This is a genomic window from Massilia sp. 9I (assembly GCF_902506415.1).
Lineage (GTDB): Bacteria > Pseudomonadota > Gammaproteobacteria > Burkholderiales > Burkholderiaceae_D > Telluria.
This window is the reverse complement of the sequence record NZ_LR733275.1, coordinates 912,950-936,379: the sequence shown is the minus strand read 5'-3', so window position 1 is coordinate 936,379 and position 23,430 is coordinate 912,950. Positions and strand designations below refer to the sequence as shown.

31 protein-coding genes are annotated in these 23,430 nt (G+C 67.1%); 5 read left to right on the top strand and 26 right to left on the bottom strand.

Annotation, left to right across the window (positions count from 1 at the left end):
- Positions 1 to 71: 71 nt before the first annotated feature.
- From GV068_RS04305 to flgB, 9 genes are read right to left on the bottom strand one after another with little or no spacing between them, the layout of a single operon-like run.
- A complete protein-coding gene (locus GV068_RS04305; protein ID WP_159696159.1) occupies positions 72 to 422 on the bottom strand; it encodes a rod-binding protein in 351 nt (116 codons plus the stop codon).
- Complete coding sequence (locus GV068_RS04300; protein ID WP_159696158.1) at positions 422 to 1,507, bottom strand: flagellar basal body P-ring protein FlgI; 1,086 nt, start codon at positions 1,505 to 1,507, stop codon at positions 422 to 424. Before GV068_RS04300 ends, GV068_RS04305 begins: the two co-directional genes overlap by 1 nt.
- Positions 1,508 to 1,553: 46 nt before the next feature.
- Positions 1,554 to 2,204 (bottom strand): flagellar basal body L-ring protein FlgH, encoded by a 651-nt coding sequence (gene flgH, locus GV068_RS04295; protein ID WP_159696157.1) that lies wholly within the window; start codon positions 2,202 to 2,204, stop codon positions 1,554 to 1,556.
- Between the two features lie 3 nt (positions 2,205 to 2,207).
- Positions 2,208 to 2,993, bottom strand: coding sequence for a flagellar basal-body rod protein FlgG (gene flgG / locus GV068_RS04290; protein ID WP_201303242.1), 786 nt, complete (start codon positions 2,991 to 2,993; stop codon positions 2,208 to 2,210).
- A gap of 31 nt (positions 2,994 to 3,024) precedes the next feature.
- Positions 3,025 to 3,753 (bottom strand): flagellar basal body rod protein FlgF, encoded by a 729-nt coding sequence (locus GV068_RS04285; protein ID WP_159696156.1) that lies wholly within the window; start codon positions 3,751 to 3,753, stop codon positions 3,025 to 3,027.
- Between the two features lie 12 nt (positions 3,754 to 3,765).
- Positions 3,766 to 4,956, bottom strand: a complete 1,191-nt coding sequence (locus GV068_RS04280; RefSeq protein ID WP_159696155.1) for a flagellar hook-basal body complex protein — start codon at positions 4,954 to 4,956, stop codon at positions 3,766 to 3,768.
- An 11-nt stretch (positions 4,957 to 4,967) separates the two neighbouring features.
- A complete protein-coding gene (locus GV068_RS04275) occupies positions 4,968 to 5,651 on the bottom strand; it encodes a flagellar hook capping FlgD N-terminal domain-containing protein (RefSeq protein WP_159696154.1) in 684 nt (227 codons plus the stop codon).
- A 4-nt stretch (positions 5,652 to 5,655) separates the two neighbouring features.
- Positions 5,656 to 6,060 carry a flagellar basal body rod protein FlgC gene (gene flgC, locus GV068_RS04270; RefSeq protein WP_159696153.1) on the bottom strand — a complete coding sequence of 135 codons (405 nt, stop codon included), beginning with the start codon at positions 6,058 to 6,060 and terminating at the stop codon, positions 5,656 to 5,658.
- A 2-nt stretch (positions 6,061 to 6,062) separates the two neighbouring features.
- Positions 6,063 to 6,422, bottom strand: a complete 360-nt coding sequence (gene flgB, locus GV068_RS04265) for a flagellar basal body rod protein FlgB (RefSeq protein ID WP_159696152.1) — start codon at positions 6,420 to 6,422, stop codon at positions 6,063 to 6,065.
- A gap of 220 nt (positions 6,423 to 6,642) precedes the next feature.
- Between flgB and flgA the strand changes: the two genes are divergently transcribed.
- Positions 6,643 to 7,221, top strand: coding sequence for a flagellar basal body P-ring formation chaperone FlgA (flgA, locus tag GV068_RS04260; RefSeq protein WP_229463705.1), 579 nt, complete (start codon positions 6,643 to 6,645; stop codon positions 7,219 to 7,221).
- On the opposite strand, the gene GV068_RS04255 is transcribed toward flgA, so the two are convergent.
- Genes GV068_RS04255 through GV068_RS04175 form a run of 17 tightly spaced genes read right to left on the bottom strand, consistent with a single transcriptional unit; the run spans position 7,218 to position 20,711 of the window.
- The gene (locus GV068_RS04255) at positions 7,218 to 7,958 is read right to left on the bottom strand and encodes a glycoside hydrolase family 73 protein (RefSeq protein ID WP_159696150.1); all 741 of its coding nucleotides are present in this window, start codon (positions 7,956 to 7,958) and stop codon (positions 7,218 to 7,220) included. The two genes, flgA and GV068_RS04255, sit on opposite strands and share 4 nt — an antisense overlap.
- Complete coding sequence (gene flgN, locus GV068_RS04250) at positions 7,945 to 8,373, bottom strand: flagellar export chaperone FlgN (RefSeq protein WP_159696149.1); 429 nt, start codon at positions 8,371 to 8,373, stop codon at positions 7,945 to 7,947. Before flgN ends, GV068_RS04255 begins: the two co-directional genes overlap by 14 nt.
- Positions 8,370 to 8,645 (bottom strand): flagellar biosynthesis anti-sigma factor FlgM, encoded by a 276-nt coding sequence (gene flgM, locus GV068_RS04245; protein WP_159696148.1) that lies wholly within the window; start codon positions 8,643 to 8,645, stop codon positions 8,370 to 8,372. The genes flgN and flgM overlap by 4 nt, the downstream gene beginning before the upstream one ends.
- A 42-nt stretch (positions 8,646 to 8,687) precedes the next feature.
- Entirely contained in the window at positions 8,688 to 9,626 is a 939-nt protein-coding gene (locus tag GV068_RS04240) for a flagellar motor protein MotB (protein WP_159696147.1), read from the bottom strand.
- Positions 9,627 to 9,628: 2 nt separating this feature from the next.
- Entirely contained in the window at positions 9,629 to 10,540 is a 912-nt protein-coding gene (gene motA / locus GV068_RS04235; RefSeq protein ID WP_159696146.1) for a flagellar motor stator protein MotA, read from the bottom strand.
- Between the two features lie 41 nt (positions 10,541 to 10,581).
- Positions 10,582 to 11,322, bottom strand: coding sequence for a FliA/WhiG family RNA polymerase sigma factor (locus GV068_RS04230; protein WP_159704566.1), 741 nt, complete (start codon positions 11,320 to 11,322; stop codon positions 10,582 to 10,584).
- Between the two features lie 21 nt (positions 11,323 to 11,343).
- Positions 11,344 to 11,811, bottom strand: a complete 468-nt coding sequence (locus GV068_RS04225; protein WP_159696145.1) for a flagellar basal body-associated FliL family protein — start codon at positions 11,809 to 11,811, stop codon at positions 11,344 to 11,346.
- A gap of 21 nt (positions 11,812 to 11,832) precedes the next feature.
- Entirely contained in the window at positions 11,833 to 13,014 is a 1,182-nt protein-coding gene (locus GV068_RS04220) for a flagellar hook-length control protein FliK (protein WP_159696144.1), read from the bottom strand.
- A complete protein-coding gene (locus tag GV068_RS04215) occupies positions 13,011 to 13,328 on the bottom strand; it encodes a hypothetical protein (protein ID WP_159696143.1) in 318 nt (105 codons plus the stop codon). Before GV068_RS04215 ends, GV068_RS04220 begins: the two co-directional genes overlap by 4 nt.
- Entirely contained in the window at positions 13,321 to 13,710 is a 390-nt protein-coding gene (gene fliS / locus GV068_RS04210; RefSeq protein WP_159696142.1) for a flagellar export chaperone FliS, read from the bottom strand. Before fliS ends, GV068_RS04215 begins: the two co-directional genes overlap by 8 nt.
- A 26-nt stretch (positions 13,711 to 13,736) precedes the next feature.
- A complete protein-coding gene (gene fliD, locus GV068_RS04205) occupies positions 13,737 to 15,134 on the bottom strand; it encodes a flagellar filament capping protein FliD (protein WP_159696141.1) in 1,398 nt (465 codons plus the stop codon).
- Between the two features lie 19 nt (positions 15,135 to 15,153).
- Positions 15,154 to 15,594, bottom strand: a complete 441-nt coding sequence (locus GV068_RS04200; RefSeq protein WP_159696140.1) for a flagellar FliJ family protein — start codon at positions 15,592 to 15,594, stop codon at positions 15,154 to 15,156.
- Positions 15,591 to 16,907, bottom strand: coding sequence for a flagellar protein export ATPase FliI (gene fliI / locus GV068_RS04195; protein WP_159696139.1), 1,317 nt, complete (start codon positions 16,905 to 16,907; stop codon positions 15,591 to 15,593). The genes GV068_RS04200 and fliI overlap by 4 nt, the downstream gene beginning before the upstream one ends.
- The gene (gene fliH / locus GV068_RS04190) at positions 16,904 to 17,587 is read right to left on the bottom strand and encodes a flagellar assembly protein FliH (protein ID WP_159696138.1); all 684 of its coding nucleotides are present in this window, start codon (positions 17,585 to 17,587) and stop codon (positions 16,904 to 16,906) included. Before fliH ends, fliI begins: the two co-directional genes overlap by 4 nt.
- Positions 17,584 to 18,606, bottom strand: a complete 1,023-nt coding sequence (locus GV068_RS04185; RefSeq protein WP_159696137.1) for a FliG C-terminal domain-containing protein — start codon at positions 18,604 to 18,606, stop codon at positions 17,584 to 17,586. Before GV068_RS04185 ends, fliH begins: the two co-directional genes overlap by 4 nt.
- Positions 18,590 to 20,326, bottom strand: coding sequence for a flagellar basal-body MS-ring/collar protein FliF (fliF, locus tag GV068_RS04180; protein ID WP_373888405.1), 1,737 nt, complete (start codon positions 20,324 to 20,326; stop codon positions 18,590 to 18,592). The genes GV068_RS04185 and fliF overlap by 17 nt, the downstream gene beginning before the upstream one ends.
- A 37-nt stretch (positions 20,327 to 20,363) precedes the next feature.
- Entirely contained in the window at positions 20,364 to 20,711 is a 348-nt protein-coding gene (locus tag GV068_RS04175; protein WP_159696136.1) for a flagellar hook-basal body complex protein FliE, read from the bottom strand.
- A gap of 351 nt (positions 20,712 to 21,062) precedes the next feature.
- Between GV068_RS04175 and GV068_RS04170 the strand changes: the two genes are divergently transcribed.
- From GV068_RS04170 to fliQ, 4 genes are read left to right on the top strand one after another with little or no spacing between them, the layout of a single operon-like run.
- Positions 21,063 to 21,968, top strand: a complete 906-nt coding sequence (locus tag GV068_RS04170; protein WP_159696135.1) for a FliM/FliN family flagellar motor switch protein — start codon at positions 21,063 to 21,065, stop codon at positions 21,966 to 21,968.
- Positions 21,969 to 21,975: 7 nt separating this feature from the next.
- Positions 21,976 to 22,338 (top strand): FliM/FliN family flagellar motor switch protein, encoded by a 363-nt coding sequence (locus GV068_RS04165; protein WP_373888404.1) that lies wholly within the window; start codon positions 21,976 to 21,978, stop codon positions 22,336 to 22,338.
- The gene (fliP, locus tag GV068_RS04160) at positions 22,335 to 23,132 is read left to right on the top strand and encodes a flagellar type III secretion system pore protein FliP (protein WP_373888403.1); all 798 of its coding nucleotides are present in this window, start codon (positions 22,335 to 22,337) and stop codon (positions 23,130 to 23,132) included. Before GV068_RS04165 ends, fliP begins: the two co-directional genes overlap by 4 nt.
- A gap of 18 nt (positions 23,133 to 23,150) precedes the next feature.
- On the top strand, positions 23,151 to 23,420 hold the full coding sequence (gene fliQ, locus GV068_RS04155; RefSeq protein ID WP_159696133.1) for a flagellar biosynthesis protein FliQ: 270 nt from the start codon (positions 23,151 to 23,153) through the stop codon (positions 23,418 to 23,420).
- The last annotated feature ends 10 nt before the right edge of the window (positions 23,421 to 23,430 follow it).

The following is a 23,430-nucleotide window of genomic DNA, read 5'->3' as shown; positions in this document are numbered from 1 at the left end:
GGGTACACCTGTTAAAGGCGACCGTTTATTGCTGCTTATTAAGTTTTTATGCGCAAGCTTTGCGCATCGGCCTACTTGCCGGTCTTGGCGCCCGGCACCAGCTGGCGCAGGATGGCGTCGGCAATGCCGAAGGCGCGATTGCCGGCCATGTTCCCGGCCAACAGGTCGTCGGCCATGTCCTGCATGTCCTGGTTGACGCGGTTGTTGAACACGCTGTCCTCGGCGGCCATGGCGCGGGTCGAGGAGCGCATTTCCTTGAGCATGTGCGAGATGAAGAAGCGCTCGAACTCGACGGCGGCCTTGGTGGCTTTGGCTACGTACACGGGATCGGGCAGCTCGGAAGCGGGGGCGACGCGCGCCAGGGCGTCGGGCGCCTCGGCGCCGGTCTGCAGCGACATAGCCTGGTTCGGTTCGATCTTCATCAGATCACCACCAGTTCGCCTTCGATCGCGCCGGCCTGGTCGAGAGCCTGCAGGATCGCCATGATGTCGTCGGGCGAGGCGCCCAGGCTGTTGACCACGTCGATGATGGTCTGCAGCTTGGCGCCGGCCGGCCAGCGGAACATCTGGCCCGAGCCCTGGTCCACCGACAGCTTCGATTCCGGCGTCACCGCGGTCTGGCCGCGCGAGAACGGCCCCGGCTGCGAGACGCGCGAGCTTTCCGAAATGATCACCTTGAGCGAGCCGTGGGTGACGGCGGCCGCTTTCACGCGCAGGCCGTCGGCGATGACCACGGTGCCGGTGCGCGAGTTGAACACGACTTTCGGCACTTCGACGCCGGATTCGATCGAGAGGTTGTTCAGCTTGGCCATGAAGGCCACGCGCTCGGTCGGATTCTGCGGGGCGACCACTTCGACGCTGGTGCCGTCGGCGGTGGTGGCGATCGGGCCGTACCTGGCGTTGATCGCATTGACCACGTTGGTGGCGGTCTCGAAGTGCGGCTGGCGCAGGCGCAGCATCACTTGCGGGCGGGTGGCGAAGTCGGTCGCGATCTCGCGCTCGATCATCGCGCCGTTCGGGATGCGGCCGGTAGTCGGGGTGTTCACCGTCACCGAGGAACCGCTCTTGCCGGTCGCATTCAAGCCGCCGACCACCAGGTTGCCCTGGGCCAGCGCATAGACTTCATTGTCGGCCGCGCGCATCTGCGTGAGCAGCAGGGTGCCGCCGCGCAGGCTTTTGGCGTCGCCCAGCGAGGACACGGTGACGTCGATCGCCTGGCCGCGGCGGTAGCCCGGCGGGAACACGGCCGAGACCATGACGGCGGCGACGTTCTTGTTCTTGGCGTCTTCGCCTTCCGGCAGGCGCACGCCGAACTGCTTGAGCATATTGACCACCGACTGGCTGGCGTACTTGACCTGGGTCGAGTCGCCGCTGCCGTTCAGGCCGACCACCAGGCCGTAGCCGACCAGCGGGTTTTCACGCACGCCTTCGACGCTGACCAGGTTGCGCAGCGCCTGCGCGCCTTGAGCGGGCAGGGCGGTCGCGCCGAGCGCGGCCACGCACAACATGATTCGAAAAACGCGCGATGCCTTGATAATTTGAATCATATCGTCCTCAGAACGGCATCAGCGGGCCAGTGAAGAAACGCACCAGCCAGCCCGGGGCATTGGAGTCGGCCAGCGCACCCTTGCCCGAATAGGCAATGCGGGCATTGGCCACGCGCAGCGAGGACACCTGGTTGTCGTTGTCGATGTCCTGGGCGCGCACGAAGCCCTTGAGGCGCACGAATTCCTCGCCCTGGTTCAGCATCAGGTTCTTCTCGCCGGCCACGCGCAGCAGGCCATTCGGCAGCACTTCCTGCACGATCACGGTCAGGGCGCCGGACAGGGCGTTCTGCTGGGTGCTGGTGGCGTCGCCTTCGAAGCTGCGGTCGGCCGAGACATCGATGCCGGTCTTGCCGAATACCTTGCCCAGCGCGCCGATCGGGGCGACCGAGGCCGACGAGCCCTTCGAAAAGCTGGTGCCGGCGCGCTTGCTGGCCTGGGTGGTTTCCTGGAGGATTACGGTGACCGCGTCGCCCACGCGGTAGGCACGGCTGTCCGAGGTCAGTCCCACGGTGTCAGCCGTGAAGACGCCGCCCGAGACGCCGCGCGACACCGTGCGCCCCATCGGCACGATGTCGTCGTCGTTCATGGCCTGGCGCGGCGGAGCGGAAGCGCAGCCGGCGAGGACGGAGGCGCACAGCGCCGCGATCAGGTATTTCATTATTTAGCGGGCAGCCTGTGCCAGGTACTGGAGCATGTTGTCCGCAGCCGACAGCACCTTGGTGTTCATCTCGTAGGTGCGCTGGGCGGCGATCATGTCGACCATCTCTTCGACCACCTGCACGTTCGAGCCTTCCAGCGCGCCTTGCTTCAGCTTGCCGAAAGCGCCGTCGCCCGGACGGCCTTCGTTGGCGGTGCCGGAAGCAGCGGTTTCCTGGAACAGGTTCTCGCCCAGGGCCAGCAGGCCAGCCGGGTTCACGAAGCTGGTCAGGGTCAGCTGGCCCAGTTCGGTCGGGGTGGTGGAACCGGCGACGGTGGCCGAGACCATGCCGTTCTCGCCGATGGTAATCGCCGTGGCGTTCTGCGGCACGGTGATCTGCGGCACCAGCGGCAGGCCCTGGGCATTGGTCAGGGTGCCGTTCGAATCGACCGCCAGCTGGCCGGCGCGGGTGAAGGCCGGGTCGCCGTTCGGGCGGCGCACCTGCAGGAAGCCGGCGCCGGAAATGGCGACGTCCAGCGGCTGGCTGGTGGTCTGCATGTTACCGTTGGTGAAGACCTTCTGGGTGCCGACGATGCGGGTACCGTTACCCAGCTGGACGCCGTTGGAAATGGTGTTGTCCGCGCTCTGGGCGCCCGGCTGGGCGTCGACCTGGTAGAACAGGTCTTCGAACACGACGCGGTCGCGCTTGAAGCCGACGGTGTTGACGTTGGCCAGGTTGTTGGCGATCGCCTGCAGCTTGGCATCCTGTGCCTGCACGCCGGTCTTGCTGATCCACATTGCTGGATTCATTACGACTCCTTGATTGGGTGAGTTGGCGTGCTTACGCGCCGATCAGGCGGTTGCCCACTTCGTTCATGCTGTCGCTGGCCTTGAACAGCTTCATCTGGATCTCGAAGCTGCGGTTCAGGCTCATCACGGCGACCATCTCTTCTACCGCCGACACGTTGCTGCCCTCGAGGGCGCGGCCGCGCACGCTGACGTTCGGGTCCGCTTCGAGCGGATCGCCCGTGCGCGACACGATCAGGCCGGCTTCGTTCTTGGCCAGTTCCACGCCTTCGGCATTCACCAGGCGCAGCTTGTCGACGGGCTGCATCAGGGTCGCGCCTTCGGTCAGCACCGAGATGGTGCCGTCGGTGCCGATCTCGACCGCCTGGTGCGGCGGCAGGGTGATCGGACCGCCTTCGCCCATCAGCGGGTGGCCGTTCACCGACAGCGCGCCGTTGGCGTCGATGTCGATCGCGCCGGCACGGGTATAGGCTTCGCCGTCGCCGTACTGGACCGCCAGGTAGCCGTTGCCGTTGAGGGCGACGTCGAGCGGGCGGCCGGTCTCGCGCACCGAACCGGCGCGGGTCGAGATGGTGTCGGCCTGGGTCTTGGCCAGGTGCATGCTGTCGTAGCCATAGCCCTGCTGCATGGCCTGGGTCGCCGCCACTTCGAGGTTGGCGCGGAAGCCCGCGGTCTCGATGTTGGCGAGGTTGTTGGCGCGTACCTGCTGGGCCTTGAGGGTGCGTTCGGCGCCGCTGACGGCGGTGAAGATCAGCTTATCCATGGTCGCTCAGGCTTACAGGGCCTGCATCAGGGCCTGCATCATCTGGTTCTCGGCGGTGATCACCTTCGAGTTGGCCTGGTAGTTGCGCTGCGAGGTCATCAGGCCGACCAGTTCCGAGGTGATGTCCACGTTCGAGCCTTCCAGGGTGCCGGTCGAGAGCTGGCCGGCCAGGCCGACGCCCGGCGCCGCGTACAGCGGGGTGCCGGAGGCGTTGTTGGCGACCCAGCTGGTGTCGCTGGTCTGGGACAGGCTGCCTTCGTCCGGGAAGGTGGCGATCGCCAGGGTGCCGACGATCTGCTGCTGTTCGTTGCTGTACTTGGCGATGACCGAACCGTCGTTGGCCAGCTGCACGCCGACGAAGCTGCCCGAGGCATAGCCGTCGCTGCGGTTGGTGGTGTTGGTCGCTTCGCCGGCCACGAAGGAGGAGCCGTCGTAGTCGATGGTGAGGTTGACCGGGTCGCGGCCGGCGCCCGGGTTGTAGGTCAGCGCCTGGCTGGTCCCTGCCGGCAGTGCGCCCTTGCTGTCGAAGGTCAGGGTCTTGACGGGGGTCGCGAGCGGTGCGCCGCCATCGAAAGCGTAGTGGACCTCGACGGTGTTGGTGGTCGCGCTCTTGACGAAATACTGCGACATGGTGTGCTGGGTGCCGAGCGAGTCGTAGACCACCGACTGCTTGACCATGTTGTAGCTCTTGTCGTTGGTGGGGTCGAAGGTGGTGACGGTCGGCGTCTTCCAGTCGGAGGACAGGTTGCCGACGTAGGCCACCTTGGTGGTGGCGACGGCCGGGATCTGGCCGGTCGGGATCTTGATGTCGCCCATCACGCCGGTCGCGCCGCCCACGGTCGGGCCATAGCCCTGGACCTTGCGGCCGGCCGCGTCGACCAGGTAGCCGTCCTTGTTGGCCGAGAAGATGCCGACGCGGGTGTACTGCATCACGCCCTGCTCGTCGCGGCTGGTGAAGAAACCGCGGCCCTGGATCATGGCGTCCATGCTGCGGCCGGTGTTGACCAGGCCGCCGTTCTGGCCGATGTTCTGGGTCAGCGACGCGACTTCCACGCCGTTCATCTGGTCGCCGGCCATGACGGAGGCGAAGTTGGCGCGGCTGCTCTTGAAGCCGTAGGTGCCGGCGTTGGCGATGTTGTTCGAGACGGCTTCCAGCTGTTCGTTGATGGCCTGGATGCCGGACAGTGCGATATTGAAGCTCATGTGAATTCCTTTCAGTGTTCCAGGGAGGCCAAGGCAGATGCCTTGCCGTTGAAGCCGGTGACCATCGAAGGGTCGACCTCGCCGATGCCGGCGACCTGCAGCAGGATGCCGCCGTTCGCCGACATGCGCACGCTGTCGAGGCGGCCGCTGACTTCCACGGCCGGTTTGGTGCCGTCCGATGCTTCGGCACTGATGCTGTAATTGCCCGGCGCCAGGCCGAGGGCGGCCGGGTCGATCGTGAACGGCAGGCTGCCCGCGCCGTGCGAGGGCAGGCTGATGCGGTGTTGCTGGCCGTCGACGCCGGTCAGGACCAGGTTGGTGGCGCTGCTCATGCCGCCCAGCTGGATGTTGCCCGAGACCTTGTCGCCGTCCAGGCGCACGCGATTGGTCTCGACCGAGACCTCGCTGCCGACCTGGGCGCCCATCGCCAGCACTTGCAGGCTCTGCAGCACGCTGGCGCTGGCGCTGGTGGTCTGCGCCAGGTTCTGCAGCGCTTCGGTCTGCGACAGCTGCGACAGCTGGTTCACGAACTGGCTCGGGTCCGAGGGCGCGAGCGGGTCCTGGTTGCGGATCTGGGCGACCAGCAGCTTGGTGAACATGTCCTTGTTCTCGCTGGTGGCGACGCCGGTCGCGATCTTGTCGCTGGCCGGGGTGCTGGAAGCGGGGAAGCCGAAAGAATTAGTGGTGGTGACCATGCGCTCAGCCCTCGCCCATCTTCAGCAGGGAAGCCTGCATGCCCTTGATGCGGCTCATGACCTCGACGTTGGTCTCGAAGGCGCGCGAGGCGGCCATCATGTCGGCCATTTCCGCCACTTCGTTGACGTTGGCGTAGTAGACCATGCCGTCGGCGTCGGCCACCGGATTGTCCGGTTCGTACATCTTGCGCAGCGGCTCGCTCGACTGCACCACGTCCAGCACCTGGACGCTGGCGCCGCCGTCTTCGCCCATGACGGAGGCGAACACGGGTTTCCTCGCGCGGTAGCCTTCGGTTTCCGAGCCGGCCACGGCGTTGGCATTGGCCAGGTTGCTGGCGATCGTGTTCAGGCGCACGGTCTGGGCCGCCATGGCCGAGCCTGCGATATTCGAGATGTCCTTGAAACCCATGCTTATTGTCCGTTGATGGCTTTGGCCAGGCCACGCAGCTTCATGTTGATGAAGGTGAGGCTGGTCTGGAAATCGGAGGCGTTCTGCGAGAACGCGGCCTGCTCGACGCCGATCTCGACGGTGTTGCCGTCGGCGCTCGGGTGGAAGGGGACGCGGTACAGCGGGCCGTCGGTCGACAGCGTCGGCTCACCGGCTTCGGCATCGATCTGTTCCTGCAGCGCCGACGCGAAGTCGATGTCGCGCGCGGTATAACCCGGCGTGCTTTCGTTGGCGATATTGGCGGCAAGCACGCGGGTACGCTCGGCGCGCAGCTGCAGCGCGTCGGTGTGGACCCCGAGGGCTTCCTTGAAATTAATCGTCATGTCGATCCTCTGTCGGTGTACTGCAGCTTGTTTCGGTAAAATGGGCGCTTGTTGATTTCCTGCCGCGACCCTCTATTTAACAATGATTGCTTTCCGTACGGCAACCGTCGCCATTGTATCCTGTCTTTTATGCGCCACAACCGATGCTGCGCAATCTATTTCCTTACGGATAGAACAAGCCGCGCGTGGTCAAATTGACAAACAACTGCTGAATAGCGGCTTGTCGGATCCACAAGTCGAGCTCACGGTCCTCAGCGCACGCCCGGCGCCGCCCTGCAATGCGCCGGTCGAGATCGAGGCCCTCGACACCCGTCAGTACGCGCGCATGCGCTTCGTGGCGCGCTGTCCGGACCCGGGCGGCTGGCGCCACGACTTCGTGGTGCGGGCCCGCGTCAGCGCCGTGGTCGCCGTCACCAGCGCACCGCTGCGCGCCGGTGAAGTCCTGGGCGACGAGCACATCACCCTGGAGCGGCGCGACGTCACCATCATGAACGACGCCATCGGCACGCCTGCGGATGCGCTTGGCCAGACCAGCCGGCGCAGCCTGCGCGCCGGGGAAGTGCTGCGTTCCAGCCAGTTGAGCTCTCCCGTGATGGTCAAGCGTGGCGACCAGGTGCTGATGGTGGCGCGCCACGAGGGCATCGAGGTGAGCATGGCGGGCGAGGCGCTCGACGCCGGCGCGCGCGGCGCCGTGGTCCGGGTGCGCAACGTCGGCAGTGGCCAGGTGGTGCGCATGCGCGTAGCCGGCGCCGGCACCGTGGAGCCGGTCGAGACGCCGGCCGGCATCAGCCGGCCTTAGCCGTCGTTACGCTGCAGTTTGGTGGCCAGGCGTTCCAGCTTGCTTGCATAGCCCGGGTCGGTGGCGTAACCGCCGCGCGCCAGGCCCTGGGCAAAGGCGCGCGCGTCGCCGCCCACGCCCAGCGCGCCCTTGTAGCGAGGATTATCGATCAGCATCTGGGCATAGTCGCGGAAGGCGGAGCCCGCGTCCGGATAGGCGCGGAAGCGTTCGCGGGTCTTGATCGCGGCGCCGCCCACGTATTCGGTGGTAGCGGAATCGCTCACGGCGCCATCCCAGTTGCTGCCTGCCTTGATGCCGAACAGGTTGTGATCCTTCAGCGGACGCTGGCCCCAGCCCGATTCCAGCGCGGCGTGGGCCGACACCAGTTCCGGCGCCACGCCCAGCTGCTGCGCGGCCTGCTGCGCCCAGGGGGCGATGCTTTCCAGGAAAGCCTTCTGCTCCGGCGTGTTCACGCCGACGGCATTCAAAGCTTCGGCGCCCTCGACTTCCGTTTCGCCGCTGATGAGACCTGTAGCGCGTGCGCGCCACATGGCGCCTTCCGCCGTCAAGCCGGCTGCGCCGCTGCTGGACGCGCCTGGATCGCCGTTCTGGATATAGGCGGCGACTTCGCCTTGTACCTCACCGAACATGCGGCCAAAGCTGCTGCCATCGCCGCCGCCGATGCCGGCGGTGGGGCGGGTGGCCGCAGTCGGGGCGGTCGGCTGCAGGGCAGGGGTCGAGAAATCAGCGTGGCGCATAGGTGTCGTCCTCGCCGTGCAGCACGCGCTGCATCACGGTGTACTGTTCCGCCAGCAGGCCGCCGTTGCGGGCGGTAGCGGCCTTGCAGGCCTGCACGGTGCTTTCCAGGTCGGCCCAGGCGGCGGCCAGGGCGCCGCGCGCCGGCTCGGCCAGGCTGCCGATGTAGTCGCCCATGCTGCCTTGCTGCCCCATCAGGGCGCGCACCAGCGACACGCGCTGCTGGCGCCGCGCTTCCATGGCGTCGAGCAGGGGCGTGAGCTGTTCGGCCAGCAGGGTCAGCTCGCTGCTGCGGTGGCGCAGGGCGGCGTCGAACTGGCGTTCGAGCAGGGCCAGCACCTCGGCGCTGTCGCGCACGTCGGCCTGCACCCCGTCGGCGAGCAGCAGGTTGGCCTGCTGGCGCGTCATCTTGCTCATCCGCGGCCTCCGCCGTGGAAGCGCTGGATCAGGCCGGCGAGGCGGCCCGGATCGAAAGGCAGCTCGCCCTTGGCCAGGGCGTCGCGCAGCTCGGCCACGCGGGCGGCGTCGAAATCCGGCATCGCCTTCAGGGCCGCGGCCGCGGGCTGCAGCACCTCGGACTGGAGCGCCGGTGCAGCGGCGCCGCCCGGCGTCGCCTCGGCGGGCGCCTGCACGGTGACGCGCTGGGCGCCGACGCTCACGGTGGAAGTGATCGCGCCAGTGATCTTCATGCGGGGTCCTCGTTTCGATTGAATGCTCATTGGTGCCTCGGCTTACTTGGGCAACTGGCTGCGCAGCTTTTCCAGCGCCGCCGCGTCCGGCATCCCGATCGACGCTTCCTTCCCCAGCGGGAGGGCGGCGCCCGGTTTACCGAACATGCTGGCCACCAGGCGCGATTGCCCGCTGGTCAGGATCAAGAGTTCGATGCGGCGGTTGATGCCTGCCAGCGGCTCTTGCGCGTCGATCGGTGCGCGGTCGGCCATGCCCACCACTTGCAGCACGGTCTGGGTGCGCATGCCGCCGCCCAGCAGTTCGGCGCGGGCGGACAGCGCGCGGTCGGTCGACAGCGCCCAGTTCGAATAGCCGCCCTTGTCGGAGCCGGCGAAACGCGACGAGTCGGTGTGGCCGACGATCAGCATCTGGTTTTCCATCTGCGCGAACAGCGGGCCCATCTTGCGCAATAGCTTCACGAAGCGGCCGGTGGGCAGGGCGCTGCCGCGCATGAACATGCCCTGGCGGTCGGTATCGTGCAGCATCACGCGCAGGCCGTAAGGCGTCACCACGGTGTCGAGGTTGGCGGCGAGGCCGGCTTCCCGGCTCATTTCGCCCAGGGCCTTCGACAGCGCCGCCAGTTCCGACGGCGACTCGTAAGCGACGCGCGGCTGGCTCGGGGTACCCGGATCGTCGTTGCCGCTGCTGCCGGCGGTCGGCAGCTGGAAGCGTTCGATCATGCTGCCGCTCGGCTCCGAGGCGATTTCCGGCTTGCGCCCCAAGCCTTCCAGCATACCGCTGTCGGTGGCGTCGCGCACGATTTTCTTGAGATTCTGTTGTTCGCGCGAGGCAATCAGCCAGAGAACTAGAAAGAGTGCCATCAAGGCCAGGCAGAAGTCGGCGAAAGCGACCTTCCAGGCCCCGCCGTGCTCGTCGTGCGCGTGCTTGCCGCCACCGCGCTTGACGATGGTGGCTTCGTGTTTCTCGTTCGCTTTAGACACGATCAGCCCGCCATGCGATCGGTATTGCGGCGACGCTTGTTCTGCGATTCGTCTTCACCGCCCATGGCATTGATCCACTGTTCGAGCTGGGCGAAGCTGGGCTTGGTGTTCAGCTGGATCAGGCGGCGCCCGGCGTCGATCGCCAGCAGCGCAGGTTTGCCGGCCACATGGGTGCACAGCACCACCTTCACGGTTTCCATGGTCGAGGCTTCCGAATTCACCAGCTGCTTCATCATGTTGGCGAGCGGTTCCAGCAGGCCGTAGCAGAAGAAGATACCGATGAAGGTACCGACCATCGCGGCGCCGATCTTCTCGGCGATCTCGCCCGAGTCCGCGCCGCCCGACACCGAGAACATCGCCATCACGATGCCCAGCACCGCGGCCAGGATGCCGAAGCCCGGCATCGCTTCAGCGATCTTCTGCAGCGACTTGGCCGGCTGGGTCAGTTCTTCGTGGATGGCTTCCAGTTCCTGTTCCAGCACGCCTTCGAGCTCGTGGGCGTTGATCTTGCCCATGGCCATGAGGCGGAAGTTGTCGACGATGAAAGCCAGCAGCTTCGGCTCTTCCAGGATGCGCGGGTAGCGCTGGAACAGCGGGCTTTCCGACGGTGCTTCGACGTGGGCGTCGAGGGCCTTCAGGCCGCCGGCGGCGGTCTGCAGCAGTTCGTACATCAGGAGCAGCAGCTGGCGCTGGAATTCCGAATCGTGCTTCTTGCGCGCGGCCACCTTCTTCAGCTGGTGGGCCAGCTCGGCCAGCACGTGCTTCGGATTGCCGAGCACCAGGGCGCCCAGCGCCGCCCCGCCGATGATCAGGAGCTCGACCGGGTGGAAGATCGCGGAGAAGGTGCCGCCCATCAGGGTGAAGCCCCCGAACACGGCGCCGAGCACGATCGCGATACCGAGTAATTGCTGCATGACGTACTGCCTTTCTTGTTGGCTTGCTTGTTTGTTCTCGATCAGCCGCGCTGCAGCGCCGCCTTCATCTTGGCCAGCGCGCTCTTGTTGAGCTGGCAGACGCGCGCGTCCGACAGGTCGAGCACGGCGGCGATTTCCTTGTAGCTCAGTTCGAACTCGTAGATCATCTGGATCACACGCTGTTCTTTTTCGTTCAGGCTGCCCAGCACCTGTTCCAGGCTGCGCCGCACCAGATACTGCTCTTCCGGACCCGGTGCGCTGTGGGCCTGCTCGGTGCTTTCCTGCAGCACTTCGTCGAAGCTGAGCATCTCTTCGGCGCAGTCGTCCAGCACGTGCTGGCGGAATTCTTCGGCCGTCACGCCGAGGGCTGCGGCGCCTTCTTTCTCGGTCGGCTCGCGGCCCAGCTTGCGGGTCAGCTCGCGCAGCGCGTCGCGCACGCGGTGGCTGTCCTGGCGCACGGCGCGCGGGCGCCAGTCCTGGCGGCGCAGCTCGTCCAGGATCGCGCCGCGCACGCGCAGCGAGGCGTAGCTGCCGAAGCCCTGGTCGGGAGTGCCGTAGCGGCGCAGCGCTTCGAGCAGGCCCATCAGGCCGATCTGCTCCATGTCCTCGCGCGAGACCGCGCCCGACACCTGCGAGTTCAGCTGGCGCACGATGCGCTTGACCAGCGGCGCGTAGGCGACCAGGTGGCGCTGCTCCTCGCCACGGGGCATCCCGGCGTTGGCGGGCGCCTCCCCGTACAGGGAGGCGCCATGGCTGTCGGCATACTCGGCTTGATAGGCCACGCTGTCCCCGCTGCTCACGCTTTATTCAATGATCAGCTTGCCGATCATGACTTCGGAAAACGGCTTTTCGTGGTTTTCCTTTTCATAACTGGCGTTGAAGGTCTTGTTCAGCTGCGCGGCGTACTGGTCGACGGTCATGGCGTTGGCCTCGGCCAGCGTGTGCGAGGACAGCGAAGACACGGCGATCGAGCGCAGCAGCGGCAGGTGTTCCTTGGCTTCCTTCTCCAGCTCGGCGGTGGTGGCCAGCACCAGGTCGACCGACAGGTAGTGGGCCGCGGTCTCGTTGGGCGCGCGGCGCAGCATCACGATCACCTTGTCGAGGGTGACGTACTTGGTCGGTTTCTTTTCCGGCGCCGCTTTCGGCGCCTCGGCGGCGGCGCCCTTGGCGGCATGGGCCGGCGCCAGGTACCACATCGCACCGCCGGCGGCGCCGGCGGCGAGGAGGGCGACGCCCAGGAAGGCGACCATCAGTTTGGCTTTGCTGTTCATGTTCTTGGCCTTAGTTCAGACTCACGCGCGCCCGTTCAGGGAGAACGGCGAGGTGGATTGGTTGGCTTCGGCCAGGGCCGCGCCCGGGGCGCGTTCGTCCTGGTCCTGGCCCTGCTGGCGCCCGCGGCCCTGGGCATCCGTGCCGAAGCCGGCGCCCGACTGTGCCGTCGCCTGGGCACGCGGAGTGGCCTGGCTGACGTTGACCGATACATCCGTGTATTGGCGCTGCGCCAGGTCGCTGCGCAGGTTGTCGCTGACGGTGTTCAGCTGGCGCAGCACTTCGCTGTGGGTGGCGGTGATGTTCACTTCCAGGCTGCCGGCGGCGTGGCGGATCGAGATCTCGACCCGGCCCAGCATCGGCGGCTCGAGGCGGATCACGGCCTGCTCGGCATTCTTGCCGAGCTGGAGGTTCAGGCGATCGCCCAGCGCATCCTGCAGGCTCTGGCGCCATGCGGTCGGCGGGCCGGACAGGGTCAGGGTGCCGCCGTCGCGCGGCGCGGCGCTCTGGGTAGCGGGGGCGCTGACGCCGAAGGCGGCATTCGCGCCGTTGCCGTTGCCGTTGCCGGCTGCGGCCTGGCCGTCGGCGCCGGCTTCGCGCGCCGGCGCAGCGGCCACAGGGGCTGCCGGCTGCTGCGGAGCGGCGGCCGGCTGGGCCACCGCGGCGCCGGCGCGGGCCTGCTGCGCGCTGGCCTCGGCGACCGGCTGGGCGGCTTGCGGCAGGGAGGCGGCAATGGCTGCCGGCAGTTCGACGGCGTCCGCGCCACCGGTGGCTGCGGTCACGACGGCATCGCCGGCGCGCTGCTGGCGTTCCTGCGTGCCGGCGGCGAAGCGCACGGCGGTAGGCAGGGCGGTGCTCAGGGCGGCCGGCATGGCCAGCATCATGGCCGGGGTCAATGGCAGGCTCATGGCGGCCGTCAGCGGCTCGGCCGCGGCGTCGCTGCTTTCTTCCTGTTCCTCGGCGGCGACCGGGGCGGCCTGCGGGTCGATGGGGGCTTCGCCCGCCAGTTCCGGCTGCGGCAATGCGTCGCCCGGGACCACGGCGTCCATCTGCATGAACTGCAGGAAGGCCAGCGGCGCGGGAACGCCCGGCTGGGCTGCAGCCAGTGCGGGGTCGAGCGGCAGGCCGTCGGCTGGCGCCGCGCCGGTCACGCTCGCGGCATCGCTGGACGCCGGCAGGGTCGGGCTATTCATCGTGATGTTCATGATTGGGTATTACCAGGTTCGAGTTCGCCCGCGAGGGCATAGGCCATCCAGCCTTCCTTGTTGGCGAGCATGTCGTCCATGCGCGCCTGCAGCTGCGCGCTGGCCGCCGCCACTGCCTGGGCCGCGCCGTCGTGGGCGGCGCGCAGGCGCGCGAGCGCGCGGCGCTCGTCCGTGCTCCACGGGCGGCCGGCGCCCAGGGCCTGCAGCTGCGGGCCGAGCTCGCGCACGGCCGCGCCCAGCAGCGGCCAGTCGGCGCGCGCGCCGGCATCGGTCAGCACGACCGCCAGGCGGTCGATGGCGCGGCTCCTATCCATTGCGCTCCTGGACGCCTTTCCAGCCCTGGCGGATGGTGGTCAGCACGCGGATCACTTCGTCCACCATGTTCGGGTCCAGCTTGATGCCGGCGCCCTGGAGGTGCTGGGCGCAGAAGTCATAGATGCGGGCCAGGTTGGCGACGGTCTCGCCGCCCTGCTCGAAGTCGAGGGAGCTGGACAGGCCGTTGATGATCTCGACGCATTTGTCGATGCTGGCCGCCTTGGCTTCGTAGCGCTTGGCGACGATGTGGGCGCGGGCGCGCGCCAATTCGTCGAGCAGGCCGTCGGTGAGCAGCAGGACCAGTTCCACCGGCGAGGCGCGCGAGGTCTGCGCATCGAGGTTGACGGCGTGGTAGCTGCCGTAGGCTTCCTGATAGGACATGATGGTTTCCGTGTTGAGGTGCGGGCTTAGTCTTTGTTGTTGCCGAACAGGGCGTCGAACATCGACAGGTTGTTGGTCATGGCGCCTTGCAGGTTGGCCAGGGCCGTAAACTGTTTCAGGTAGCGGTTGTAGGCCGCTTCGTGCTGCTGGTCGAGGACAGCCTGGCGGTCGGTAATCGCGTCCTGCTGGTTGGTCGTGGCTTCCTTGCGCTTCTTGATCTGGCCATCGGTGCTGTTGCTCCAGCCCTTGATGAACTTGTCGAGCGCGCCGGCGATGCCGGTCGGGGTCGACGAGGATGCGGTGCCGATGATGGCGTCCAGGCCGGTGGGCTTGAGCGCCAGCTGCTTCTGCAGGCGGTCGGTGCGCAGCTCCAGGGTGCCTTCCTTGGTGGCGATGATGCCGAACGAAGCCAGGGTGTCGCCGCTGGTGGTCGGGCGCAGCAGCGACACCAGGCGGTCGTTGAGCGCTCGGATGCCGCCGTCGTGGGCGAACGCGCCGGCGGCGGCGCCGGTCGCCGGGTCGCCGGCGTCGGTCAGCTTGTTCAGCACGGCCTTGAGCTTGTTGTAGGCGTCGACGAAGGCCTGCACGTTGGCGACGGTGGCGGCGCTGTCGGCGCCCACGGTGACCGTCAGCGGGGTGCTGCCGCTGGCCTGCGCCTTGGTAAAGCTCATCTTCACGCCGTCGATGTTGGTGAAGGTGTTGCTGGCCTGGGTGATCGCGGTACCGGTTTCGGAGCCGACGCGGATCTCGGCGTCCTGGGCTGCCGCCAGGGTGCGCACCCGGGTCGGATCGCCGTTGGCGGCCTTCAGGCTCGACGGGCCGGTGACGGCGGAGGTGTCGATCGTGATCGCGGTGTTGGCGCCGGTATTCTTCGCGGTCAGCACCAGTTCCGAGGTGGCGCCGGTGGTGACGATCGAGGCGGTGACCATCGAGGTATTGCCGGTGGCGCTGTTGATCGCCGCGGCCAGTTCGCGCGTGGACAGGATGCCGTTGGCGTCGGTGTCGGCCGCGTTCAGGTTGACCGCGAAGGCGAGCGACCCGGCCATGTTGATGTTCAGAGTGCCGGCCACGCCCGCGTTGTCCGTCAGACCGGTGTAGGACACCTGGCTGGCGGTGGCGAGCTGCTTGACGAAAAAGGAATAGGTGCCGGCCGCCGCGGTGGCGCTGGCGGTGGCGCTGCCGAAGGAAGTGTCGCTGTAGGTGGCGGCCTGCGCATACATGCTCTTGCCGGTGCCCGACAACGTGCTCAGGCTGCTCTGGAAGGACAGCAGCGCCGAGTTCAGGTCGTTCAGGCCCTTCATGGTGGCGGCCGTCTCTTTGGTCTGGGCGTCCAGGATCTGCTGGCGCGCGATGACGTACTTGTCCGCCAGCGCATTCGCGGTGTTGACCGGGTCGTAGGTTGGTGCGGTGATTGCCGATGCCATGTGCTTCTCCTTGCTCTTGTTATGCCGCCGGGCGGCCTGCCATCCACGATTGCGTGGCGATGTCGTCTTCGCGCTTGCGCTGCGCGCGGTCCTGTTCGCGGGCGTGCGCGACCTGCTCCTGCTCGAGCACCTTGCCCAGTACTTCTTTCTTTGCCCAGGCGTCGACCAGCTTGCGCTGCGACACCGCCATATTGGCCTCGTGCAGGGCCAGGTCGGTGCGGTGCAGGTCGGCCATCGCCATCACGTTCTGCTTGTAGGCGCCGCAGTTCAGCGCCAGCGCCGGCGGCAGGCTGCCGGTGGCGCCGCTGCCGGTAGCCAGCGCATCCAGGCGCGCCAGGTTGTTCTGGTAGCGCGCACGGGTCGCTTCCTGGCTGGCCAGGTCGGCCTGCAGGCGGTCCACGTCCAGCGAACGCAGTTCTACCAGGGTGCCGAGGCTGGCGATGGTGCGTTCGCGCTTCATGACATCATCGCTTTCAGTTGTTCGACGCAGCCCGTCATCGGCGCTTCTTCACGCGTGCCCTGGCACAGGAAGGCTTCGATGTGCGGGTGCAGGCGCACCGCCTTGTCGGTTTCCGGATCCGCCCCCGGCACATAGGCGCCGAGCGGGATCAGGTCGCGCACCCGCGCGTGTTTCGCCAGCGCGGCCTTCAGCTTGCGCGCGGCGAGGGCGTGCTCCTGTGGCACCACCTGCGCCATGCAGCGCGAGATCGACTGGGCGACGTCGATCGCCGGATAGTGGCCGCGTTCGGCCAGTTCGCGCGTCAGCACGATGTGGCCGTCCAGGATCGCGCGCGCCGAATCGACCACCGGGTCCTGCTGGTCGTCGCCTTCGGCCAGCACGGTGTAGATCGCGCTCATGCTGCCTTTCGGGTTCTCGCCGTTGCCGGCCGATTCCACCAGCTGCGGCAGGTTCGAGAACACCGAGGGCGGGTAGCCGCGCGTGGCCGGCGGCTCGCCCAGCGAGAGCGCGACTTCGCGCAGCGCCATCGCGTAGCGGGTCAGCGAATCGCACAGCAGCAGCACGTTCTGGCCGCGGTCGCGGAAATGGGCCGCGATCGAGTGGCACAGTTCGGTGGCCATCACGCGCATCAGGGGCGACTCGTCGGCCGGCGCCACCACCAGGACGGCGCGCTTCAGGCCTTCCGGGCCGAGCGACTTCTCGACGAATTCGCGCACCTCGCGGTTACGCTCGCCGATCAGGCCGACCACGATCACGTCGGCCACGGTCTGGCGCGTGATCAGGCCCAGCAGCACCGATTTACCGACGCCGGAACCGGCCATCAGGCCGACCCGCTGGCCCTTGCCGATGGTGAGCATCGAATTGATCGCGCGCACGCCGACGTCCAGCGGTTCTTCCACCGGCGCCTTGCGCAGCGGGTTGACCTTCGGCGGGGTGGTCGACAGCGGCTGGTCGCCGCCCAGTTTGCCCAGGCCGTCGATCGGCTCGCCCATGCCGTTGACCATGCGGCCCATCCAGGACGCGCCGATCATCAGTTCGGTTTTCTCCTGCACCGGCAGCACGCGGGCGCCGGTCGCCAGGCCCGAAGCCTTCTTGAAGGGCATCAGGTAGCTGATCTTTTCCTTGAAGCCGACCACCTGCGCGTCCATCCAGCCGCCGTCGACGGTCTCGATGCGGGCGCGCTGGCCGGTGTGGAGCGGGCAGCCGACCGCTTCCAGCAGCAGGCCCTGGGCGCCGACCAGGCGGCCGGTCGGGGTGGCGACCGGCACCGCCCCGAGTTCGACCGCGCGTAATCTGGCGGCGAGGGCCGTCATTCTTCGTCCTCCGCGTCCAGCAGCTGGTCGCGCACCTGATCCATCACGGCGCTCAAGCGGCCCTGGCAGCCGGCATCGACTTCATTGTCGCCCGAGCGCACGCGGCACTCGCCGGGTTCGAGCGCCGGGTCGGGCAGCAGGGTCCATTTCTTGGCGCGCTTCGGATCGAGTTCGAGCACGCGGCGCAGTTCTTCCGGATTCAGGAACACCTCGACCGCATCGCGCGAAGCCGGCATCACGGCGAGGGCTTCTTCCACCAGGGCGAGCAGCTGCACCGGCTGCAGGGCCAGTTCGGCGCGGATCACCTGGCGCGCAATCTTGCCGACCAGGTCCACGACTTCCTTGCGCTGGGCCGCGCGCATGTCCGTCTTCAGCTTTTTGAGGCCCTTGAGCATGGCATCGACCGGCTTGGCCAACTGCTCGAACTGCTCGGCAGCCATGGCGCGGCCATCCTCGATGCCGCGCTGCAGGCCTTCGCTTTGCCCCATCGGAAAGCCTTCCGAGCGGCCCTGGTCCAGGCCCGCCTCGTAGCCTTCGCGCTGGCCCTGGCGGTAGCCGTCGGACAGCGCGGCCTGCCATTCTTCGGCCGAGCCGACGCCCGCGCCGTTGCCTTCGCCCTTGGGCAGGGCGCTGGTGAGCTGGTACAGGGGAGGGAAGTGATAAGCCCTGAATTGCTTCATTCGGCAGTCGCCTCGGCAAACAGCTGGATGTCGATTTCGCCGGAGTCGGCCAGGTCCTTGACGGTGGCCATGATCTCGCGGCGGGTCTGCTCGATGCGCGACATCGGCACCGGACCGGAACGGCGCATCAGGTCTTCGAAGCTCTGGGCCTGGCGCTTCGGCATCGCGCTCAGGATCGCATCGCGCAAGGCCGGCTCGGCGCCCTTGAGCGCGATCGCCCACTGCTCCAGCGGCACTTCGTCGAGCAGGCGGGTGATGACCTGTTCGGTCTGGCGCGACAGGATGAAGAAGTCGTACATCGACATCTCGATCTGGGTCACGACTTCCGGATCGTGGGCGCGCAGCAGTTCGACCATGCCGGCGCGGTTTTCCTGCAGGCGGTTGAGGATCTCGGCGACCTGGCGCACGCCTTCCACGCTGGCGCTCTGGGTATCCAGAGCGGACAGGCAGCGGTTCACCAGTTCTTCCAGTTCGTGCAGGACGTCGCGCTCGATCTCATCGAGGTGAGCCATGTTCAGCAGCACCAGTTCGCGGCCATCCAGCGGCAGCGCTTCCAGGATCTGCGAGGCCAGCACCGGCGGCAGGAAGGCCAGGAACACGGCCTGCATCTGCACGTGCTCGGTCGCGATGAACTCGGCCAGCCACTTGGGCGAGGCGTACTGCAGGCGCGCCATCATCGGGCGGATCTCGTCGCCGTAGATGGTGTTCAGGACGCTGTTGGCGATGTCGCTGCCAAGCGCCAGGTCGAGCGAGCGTTTCAGGTAGCTGCGCGAGGCGCCGTGCAGGCCACTTTGCTGGCGATAGTCGTCGAAGAAGTTCTGGACCGCCGACTTCACGGCGTCGACCTTGATGCCGCTCATGCGCGACATGACCTGGGTCAGTTCCAGCAGTTCTTCACGCTCGAGGCAGCGCAGCACGGCGGCCGCACCTTCTTCGCCGATCGAGAGCAGCACGATGGCGGCCTGCTCGACCGGGGTCAGGACGGCTTGTTCGCCATCGAGGTTATTCAGTTCGGCCATGTTTTTTCTGTACCCATTGTTTGACGACTTCGGCAACGCGCTCAGGCTCTTTGCCGGCGAGGACTTTCAGATGGTCGACCATCACGTCGACGGCCGAACCGGCCGGCGGGAGGTCGTAGTTTTCGAGCAGCGGGACCACCGGCATCTTGCCCGGGGTGTTCTCGGTGACAGCCGGAGCGCCCAGGGCCGCGGGGGCCGCGCCCGGCAGGGCCGCGATGCCGTCCGGGGTGGCTGCGGCGCCGCCAGGCATGCCCGGCAGGGCCGGTGCAGCGGGGACGAGCGGCGGCTGCGGCGCCAGGCGCGAGGTCACCGCGCGCAGCAGCGGACGGGCCAGCAGCAGGTAGCCGAGCAGAGCGGCGAGAGCATACATACCGTAGCTCGTCATGTCGACCACGTTGTCGCGTTCCTGCCACCATTCCTGGGCCACCGGCGCAGCCGGGAAGCTCAGGCTGGAAACGGTCAGCACGTCGCCGCGGGTGGCGTCGATGCCCAGGCCGCCCTTCAGGATCTTTTCGATGTTGGCCAGTTCGGCCGGGGTATAGCCGACTTTCGGGTTGGCGGCGCTGGCATTGTTCAGCACCACCGCCACCGACAGCTTCTTCAGGCGGCCGCGCGAGCGCTTGATCTGGGTGATCGCACGGTCATAGGCGTACTGGCGGGTGGTGGCGTTCTTGCGTGCGCTGCCGTCGTCCGGCTTGGCGGCAGCGGCGTCCGGGTTCTGCGCTGCGGCTTGCGCGGCGGCCGGATCGGCGGCGGCCTGCGGCGGACGGTTCGACAGGGTGCCCGGCACGCCCAGGGCCATGCGGTTGCGCTCCATCTCTTCGCGCATCGCTTCGCTGGTGACCTTCGGGGCTTCGCCGTACTTTTCCTGGGTCTCTTCGACCTTGTCGTTGTCGACGTCGGCGGTGACCGACAGGCGGAAGTTATTCGCGCCCAGCACCGGGCCGAGCAGTTCGTTGACGTTCTTGCGCACGTCGTCGGTGAAGTGCTTGGAGGCGGTATCGCCCTGCACCTGGCCGTCGAAGCCGTCGGTGAGATCCACGCGCGAGGACAGGTAGTTGCCGGCCTGGTCGACCAGCGACACGCGGCTCGGGCTCAGGTTGGCGACGCTGCTCGACACCATGTTGACGATGGCGGCGATCTGTTCGTTCGACAGCGTGCGACCGGGTTTGACTGCAACGACCACCGAGGCCGAGGACTGGTCGCTGGCGCCGGCAACAAACGAGCTGGTCTTGGCGATCGCCAGGTGCACGCGCGCCGAGGCGATCGCGTCCATGGTCAGGATGCTCTGCGCCAGTTCGCCTTCGAGGCCGCGGCGGAAGCGCACGTCCTGCACGAAGGACGACACGCCCAGCGGGTCATTGCGGTCCATCAGTTCCAGGCCGGCCGGCAGCTGGGCGGTCACGCCCTTGGCGGCCAGCAGCATGCGCACCTTGCCCAGTTCGCCGGACGGCACCATCACCTGGCCGCTCTCCGGGTGGATGCGGTAGGGGACCTGCTCGGCTTCCAGCACGCTCATCATGTCGCTGGCGGCGACCTTTTCGCGCGCGCCGAACACCGGCTTGTAGTTCGACTGGTCCTGCCACAGGAACAGCATGACGGCGGCGGTGATGGCCACGGCCAGTCCGAGCAGTAGGGACAGGTTGTTGCGCAGCGCAGGCGGCAGGGCGGGCAGGGCCGGCTTCTTGCCGCCCATGGCGGCTTTGATGGAGGAAATCACGGGTTATTCTCTTCGCGTCTCTGCAATAAGGGAGAGGTCAGACCGGGAGCTTGATCAGTTCGTCGACCGCGCCCATCACTTTGTTACGTACCTGCATCAACATCGAGAAGGACAGGCTGGCTTGCTGGCTGGCCAGCATGGCGCCCACCAGGTCGTCGCTCTTGCCGGCATCCACGGCCGCCATGCGCTCACCGGCGGCGCGGTCTTCCTGGTCGACGCTGGCGATCGCATCCTTCATGGTCTGAGTGAAGGAAAAAGTGCCGGATGAATTGTTAAATGCACCGTTCGGCGCTGGATTGGCGGCCGGCGCGATGGACAGGCGATTGGCTTCGTTTGTCAGTGCTGCAAGGTCAGCTTTGATCAGACCGGCAAGTTCGGTTCCCATTACGTCATTCCAGTGCTAAAAAGTTGTACTGCAGGTGTGCTGCGCCTGTTGTGCGGAGACGACAAAGTGTGGCTTCTTTTGTCGTCAAAAAGCCTCGTAAGCGGCTCTAATTGTTAAATCGGTGTCTACGAACGGCCGTTTTATTCTTGACCCTTTTGCTGGGGTTTCCCTGTGGTGCGACTAGGGAAGGGTCGGGTGAAGCGAATGCGATAGGAGAGATATTACCGTAGGGCAAGTGGGAAATCAAAGGCGAATGTCAAAGTATTTGGCGCAAATCTCCATGTATAATAGTTTCCTTGAGGAATGAAAAAAAGTCATTCGCCGTTTCCCAGTGACCAATAAACAATGCCGATGAATCCACTCGACCGATCGCGCAAGGACGGGGCCGACCGCTCCAGTAAGTACCAGGTACTCGATCCCAGCCTGCTGGGACGCCCGGTGCACCTGCTGCCGAAGTTCGCGCGCCGCTTCGCCGATGCCCTGGGCACGGCGATGGGCGGACCGGGCGGGCGCCGCTATTGGGGCGCCTACCGGCTGGCGAACCTGTCCTTCGAGCGCGCCCCCGACGACGCGGCCCTGCGCTGGCTGGCGGTGCCCGGCCCGCTCGGCACCGCCGCGGTGGCGTTCGAGCGCAGCCTGCTGCTGGGATTGCTGGAAGGCCGCTACGGCCGCAAGAACAAGGCGCCCGGCGCCTCGGCGCCGCGCGACCCCAGCGCCGAACGCGTCACCGCCACCGAGGAAAGGCTGGCCGCGACCCTGACCGCGCAGCTGGTCGAAGGATTGAACGCCCGCGTGGCCGAAGGCCTGCATGCGGTGGGCGTGGACGTGCCGGGCGCGGACGCCGCGGTGGTGGAAGCGCCGACCCCGGCCAGCGCCCCCGGCAAGGCCGGCTGGGTGATCCGCATTACCCTGTCCGCGCTGGGCGCCGAGGGCGAGCAGCTGAGCCAGTGCTGGATCGGCCTGGACCAGGAACTGATGGCCCACGTGCTGCAGGGCCTGAAGGAAGAACGCAACAGCGTGCGCACCGCGCGCGCCGGCAACGACGGCCTGTCCTCCGGCCTGTTCGTCAAGCTCGAAGGCCGCCTGGTCAGCAAGGAAGTGACCCTGGGCGCGCTGTTCGAGATGAAGGTGGGGGACGTGATCCCCGTGTCGGTCGGGCGCGCCGACGTGCTGCTGGACGAATCGCGCCTGTTCACGGCCGCCGTGGCCGAGCACAAAGGAAAACTCTGTCTAACCTCTTTTGAAGATGCCGAGTAAATCTGATATGAACCTGAACGATCAACTGAATGGGCAACTGGGCGACGACGTGATCATCGATGACCTGGAAGGCGTCGACGCCGCGACCGCGGTCGCCGGCAAGAACGCCGCGCGCCAGCTGCCGCAGATGATGCGCCGCATCCCGGTCACCCTGACGCTGGAAGTGGGCTCGGCCCGTATCTCGCTGCAGGAACTGATGGCGATCGGCCCGGCCTCGGTGGTGCCGCTGGACGCCCTGGCGGGCGAACCGCTGGTCATCAAGGTCAACGGCGCGCCGATCGGCCGCGCCGAAGTCGTCGTCGCCGGCGAGCAGTACGGCCTGAAGGTCATCGACCTCGACGGCCTGAACCTGGACGCCCTGACGTCATGACCCTGGCAGTCCGCGGCGCGCGGGTGATGTCACACCCGCGCCGCACCGCGCTGGCCGTGGCCGGCGCGCTTGTCTTGCCGCTGCTGCTGGTCGCGCTCCCCGCCGACGCCCAGCAGCAGGGACCGAGCATCCTGCCCGGCGTGATCCCCGGCTCGACCCAGGGCATGACGGTCAAGTCGCAGATCCTGGTCCTGATGACCCTGCTCGGGCTGCTGCCCGTGATGGTCATGATGATGACCAGCTTCACCCGTTTCGTGATCGTGCTGTCGCTGCTGCGCCAGGCCCTCGGCCTGCAGCAGGGCCTGCCGAACCGGATCATCACCGGCATCGCCCTGATCCTGACCATCCTGGTGATGCGCCCGGTGGGCGAAGCCGTGTGGCGCGACGCCTTCCTGCCCTATGACAAGGACAAGATCGGTCTGGAGCAGGCCTTGCGGATCGCGGAAGTGCCGGTGTCGCGCTTCATGCTGGCCCAGACCAGCAAGACCTCGCTGGCCCAAGTCGCGCACCTGGCGGGCGAGCCGGCCAACCTGGCGCCCGAGCAGCGCGGCTTCACCGTGAAGCTGGCCGCCTTCGTGCTGTCGGAACTGAAGACCGCCTTCCAGATCGGGGCGATGCTGTTCATTCCCTTCCTGATCATCGACCTGGTGGTGTCCTCGGTGCTGATGGCGATGGGCATGATGATGCTCTCGCCGCTGGTGATTTCGCTGCCCTTCAAGCTGCTGCTGTTCGTGCTGGTGGATGGCTGGACCCTGACCGTGAACACCCTGGTCGGCAGTATCCACGGCTATTAGCGTCAAGAAAGCAAAGACATGACTCCCGATATCGCAGTCGACCTGGTGGTCGAGGCCCTGCAGGTCGTGATGCTGCTGGTGCTGGTGCTGGTGGTGCCGGGCCTGGTGATGGGCCTGATCGTGGCCCTGTTCCAGGCCGCGACCCAGATCAACGAGCAGACCCTGAGCTTCCTGCCGCGCCTCCTGGTGACGCTGGCGGCGCTGATCCTCGCCGGCCACTGGATGACCTCGACGCTGATGGATTACTGCGTCTCGGTGTTCCAGCGCGCGGCCACGCTCGCGACCTAGCGGAGCCGCA

What these genes read in the sequence shown, in the direction of transcription:
- GV068_RS04305 (WP_159696159.1), bottom strand. Translation starts at nt 422, where the DNA reads ATGAAGATCGAACCGAACCAGGCTATGTCGCTGCAGACCGGCGCCGAG.
- GV068_RS04300 (WP_159696158.1), bottom strand. Translation starts at nt 1,507, where the DNA reads ATGTTGTGCGTGGCCGCGCTCGGCGCGACCGCCCTGCCCGCTCAAGGC.
- flgH (WP_159696157.1), bottom strand. Translation starts at nt 2,204, where the DNA reads ATGAAATACCTGATCGCGGCGCTGTGCGCCTCCGTCCTCGCCGGCTGC.
- flgG (WP_201303242.1), bottom strand. Translation starts at nt 2,993, where the DNA reads ATGAATCCAGCAATGTGGATCAGCAAGACCGGCGTGCAGGCACAGGAT.
- GV068_RS04285 (WP_159696156.1), bottom strand. Translation starts at nt 3,753, where the DNA reads ATGGATAAGCTGATCTTCACCGCCGTCAGCGGCGCCGAACGCACCCTC.
- GV068_RS04280 (WP_159696155.1), bottom strand. Translation starts at nt 4,956, where the DNA reads ATGAGCTTCAATATCGCACTGTCCGGCATCCAGGCCATCAACGAACAG.
- GV068_RS04275 (WP_159696154.1), bottom strand. Translation starts at nt 5,651, where the DNA reads ATGGTCACCACCACTAATTCTTTCGGCTTCCCCGCTTCCAGCACCCCG.
- flgC (WP_159696153.1), bottom strand. Translation starts at nt 6,060, where the DNA reads ATGGGTTTCAAGGACATCTCGAATATCGCAGGCTCGGCCATGGCGGCC.
- flgB (WP_159696152.1), bottom strand. Translation starts at nt 6,422, where the DNA reads ATGACGATTAATTTCAAGGAAGCCCTCGGGGTCCACACCGACGCGCTG.
- GV068_RS04255 (WP_159696150.1), bottom strand. Translation starts at nt 7,958, where the DNA reads ATGCGCCACGCTGATTTCTCGACCCCTGCCCTGCAGCCGACCGCCCCG.
- flgN (WP_159696149.1), bottom strand. Translation starts at nt 8,373, where the DNA reads ATGAGCAAGATGACGCGCCAGCAGGCCAACCTGCTGCTCGCCGACGGG.
- flgM (WP_159696148.1), bottom strand. Translation starts at nt 8,645, where the DNA reads ATGAAGATCACTGGCGCGATCACTTCCACCGTGAGCGTCGGCGCCCAG.
- motA (WP_159696146.1), bottom strand. Translation starts at nt 10,540, where the DNA reads ATGCAGCAATTACTCGGTATCGCGATCGTGCTCGGCGCCGTGTTCGGG.
- GV068_RS04225 (WP_159696145.1), bottom strand. Translation starts at nt 11,811, where the DNA reads ATGAACAGCAAAGCCAAACTGATGGTCGCCTTCCTGGGCGTCGCCCTC.
- GV068_RS04220 (WP_159696144.1), bottom strand. Translation starts at nt 13,014, where the DNA reads ATGAACATCACGATGAATAGCCCGACCCTGCCGGCGTCCAGCGATGCC.
- GV068_RS04215 (WP_159696143.1), bottom strand. Translation starts at nt 13,328, where the DNA reads ATGGATAGGAGCCGCGCCATCGACCGCCTGGCGGTCGTGCTGACCGAT.
- fliS (WP_159696142.1), bottom strand. Translation starts at nt 13,710, where the DNA reads ATGTCCTATCAGGAAGCCTACGGCAGCTACCACGCCGTCAACCTCGAT.
- fliD (WP_159696141.1), bottom strand. Translation starts at nt 15,134, where the DNA reads ATGGCATCGGCAATCACCGCACCAACCTACGACCCGGTCAACACCGCG.
- GV068_RS04200 (WP_159696140.1), bottom strand. Translation starts at nt 15,594, where the DNA reads ATGAAGCGCGAACGCACCATCGCCAGCCTCGGCACCCTGGTAGAACTG.
- fliI (WP_159696139.1), bottom strand. Translation starts at nt 16,907, where the DNA reads ATGACGGCCCTCGCCGCCAGATTACGCGCGGTCGAACTCGGGGCGGTG.
- fliH (WP_159696138.1), bottom strand. Translation starts at nt 17,587, where the DNA reads ATGAAGCAATTCAGGGCTTATCACTTCCCTCCCCTGTACCAGCTCACC.
- GV068_RS04185 (WP_159696137.1), bottom strand. Translation starts at nt 18,606, where the DNA reads ATGGCCGAACTGAATAACCTCGATGGCGAACAAGCCGTCCTGACCCCG.
- GV068_RS04175 (WP_159696136.1), bottom strand. Translation starts at nt 20,711, where the DNA reads ATGGGAACCGAACTTGCCGGTCTGATCAAAGCTGACCTTGCAGCACTG.
- GV068_RS04170 (WP_159696135.1), top strand. Translation starts at nt 21,063, where the DNA reads ATGAATCCACTCGACCGATCGCGCAAGGACGGGGCCGACCGCTCCAGT.
- GV068_RS04165 (WP_373888404.1), top strand. Translation starts at nt 21,976, where the DNA reads ATGAACCTGAACGATCAACTGAATGGGCAACTGGGCGACGACGTGATC.
- fliP (WP_373888403.1), top strand. Translation starts at nt 22,335, where the DNA reads ATGACCCTGGCAGTCCGCGGCGCGCGGGTGATGTCACACCCGCGCCGC.
- fliQ (WP_159696133.1), top strand. Translation starts at nt 23,151, where the DNA reads ATGACTCCCGATATCGCAGTCGACCTGGTGGTCGAGGCCCTGCAGGTC.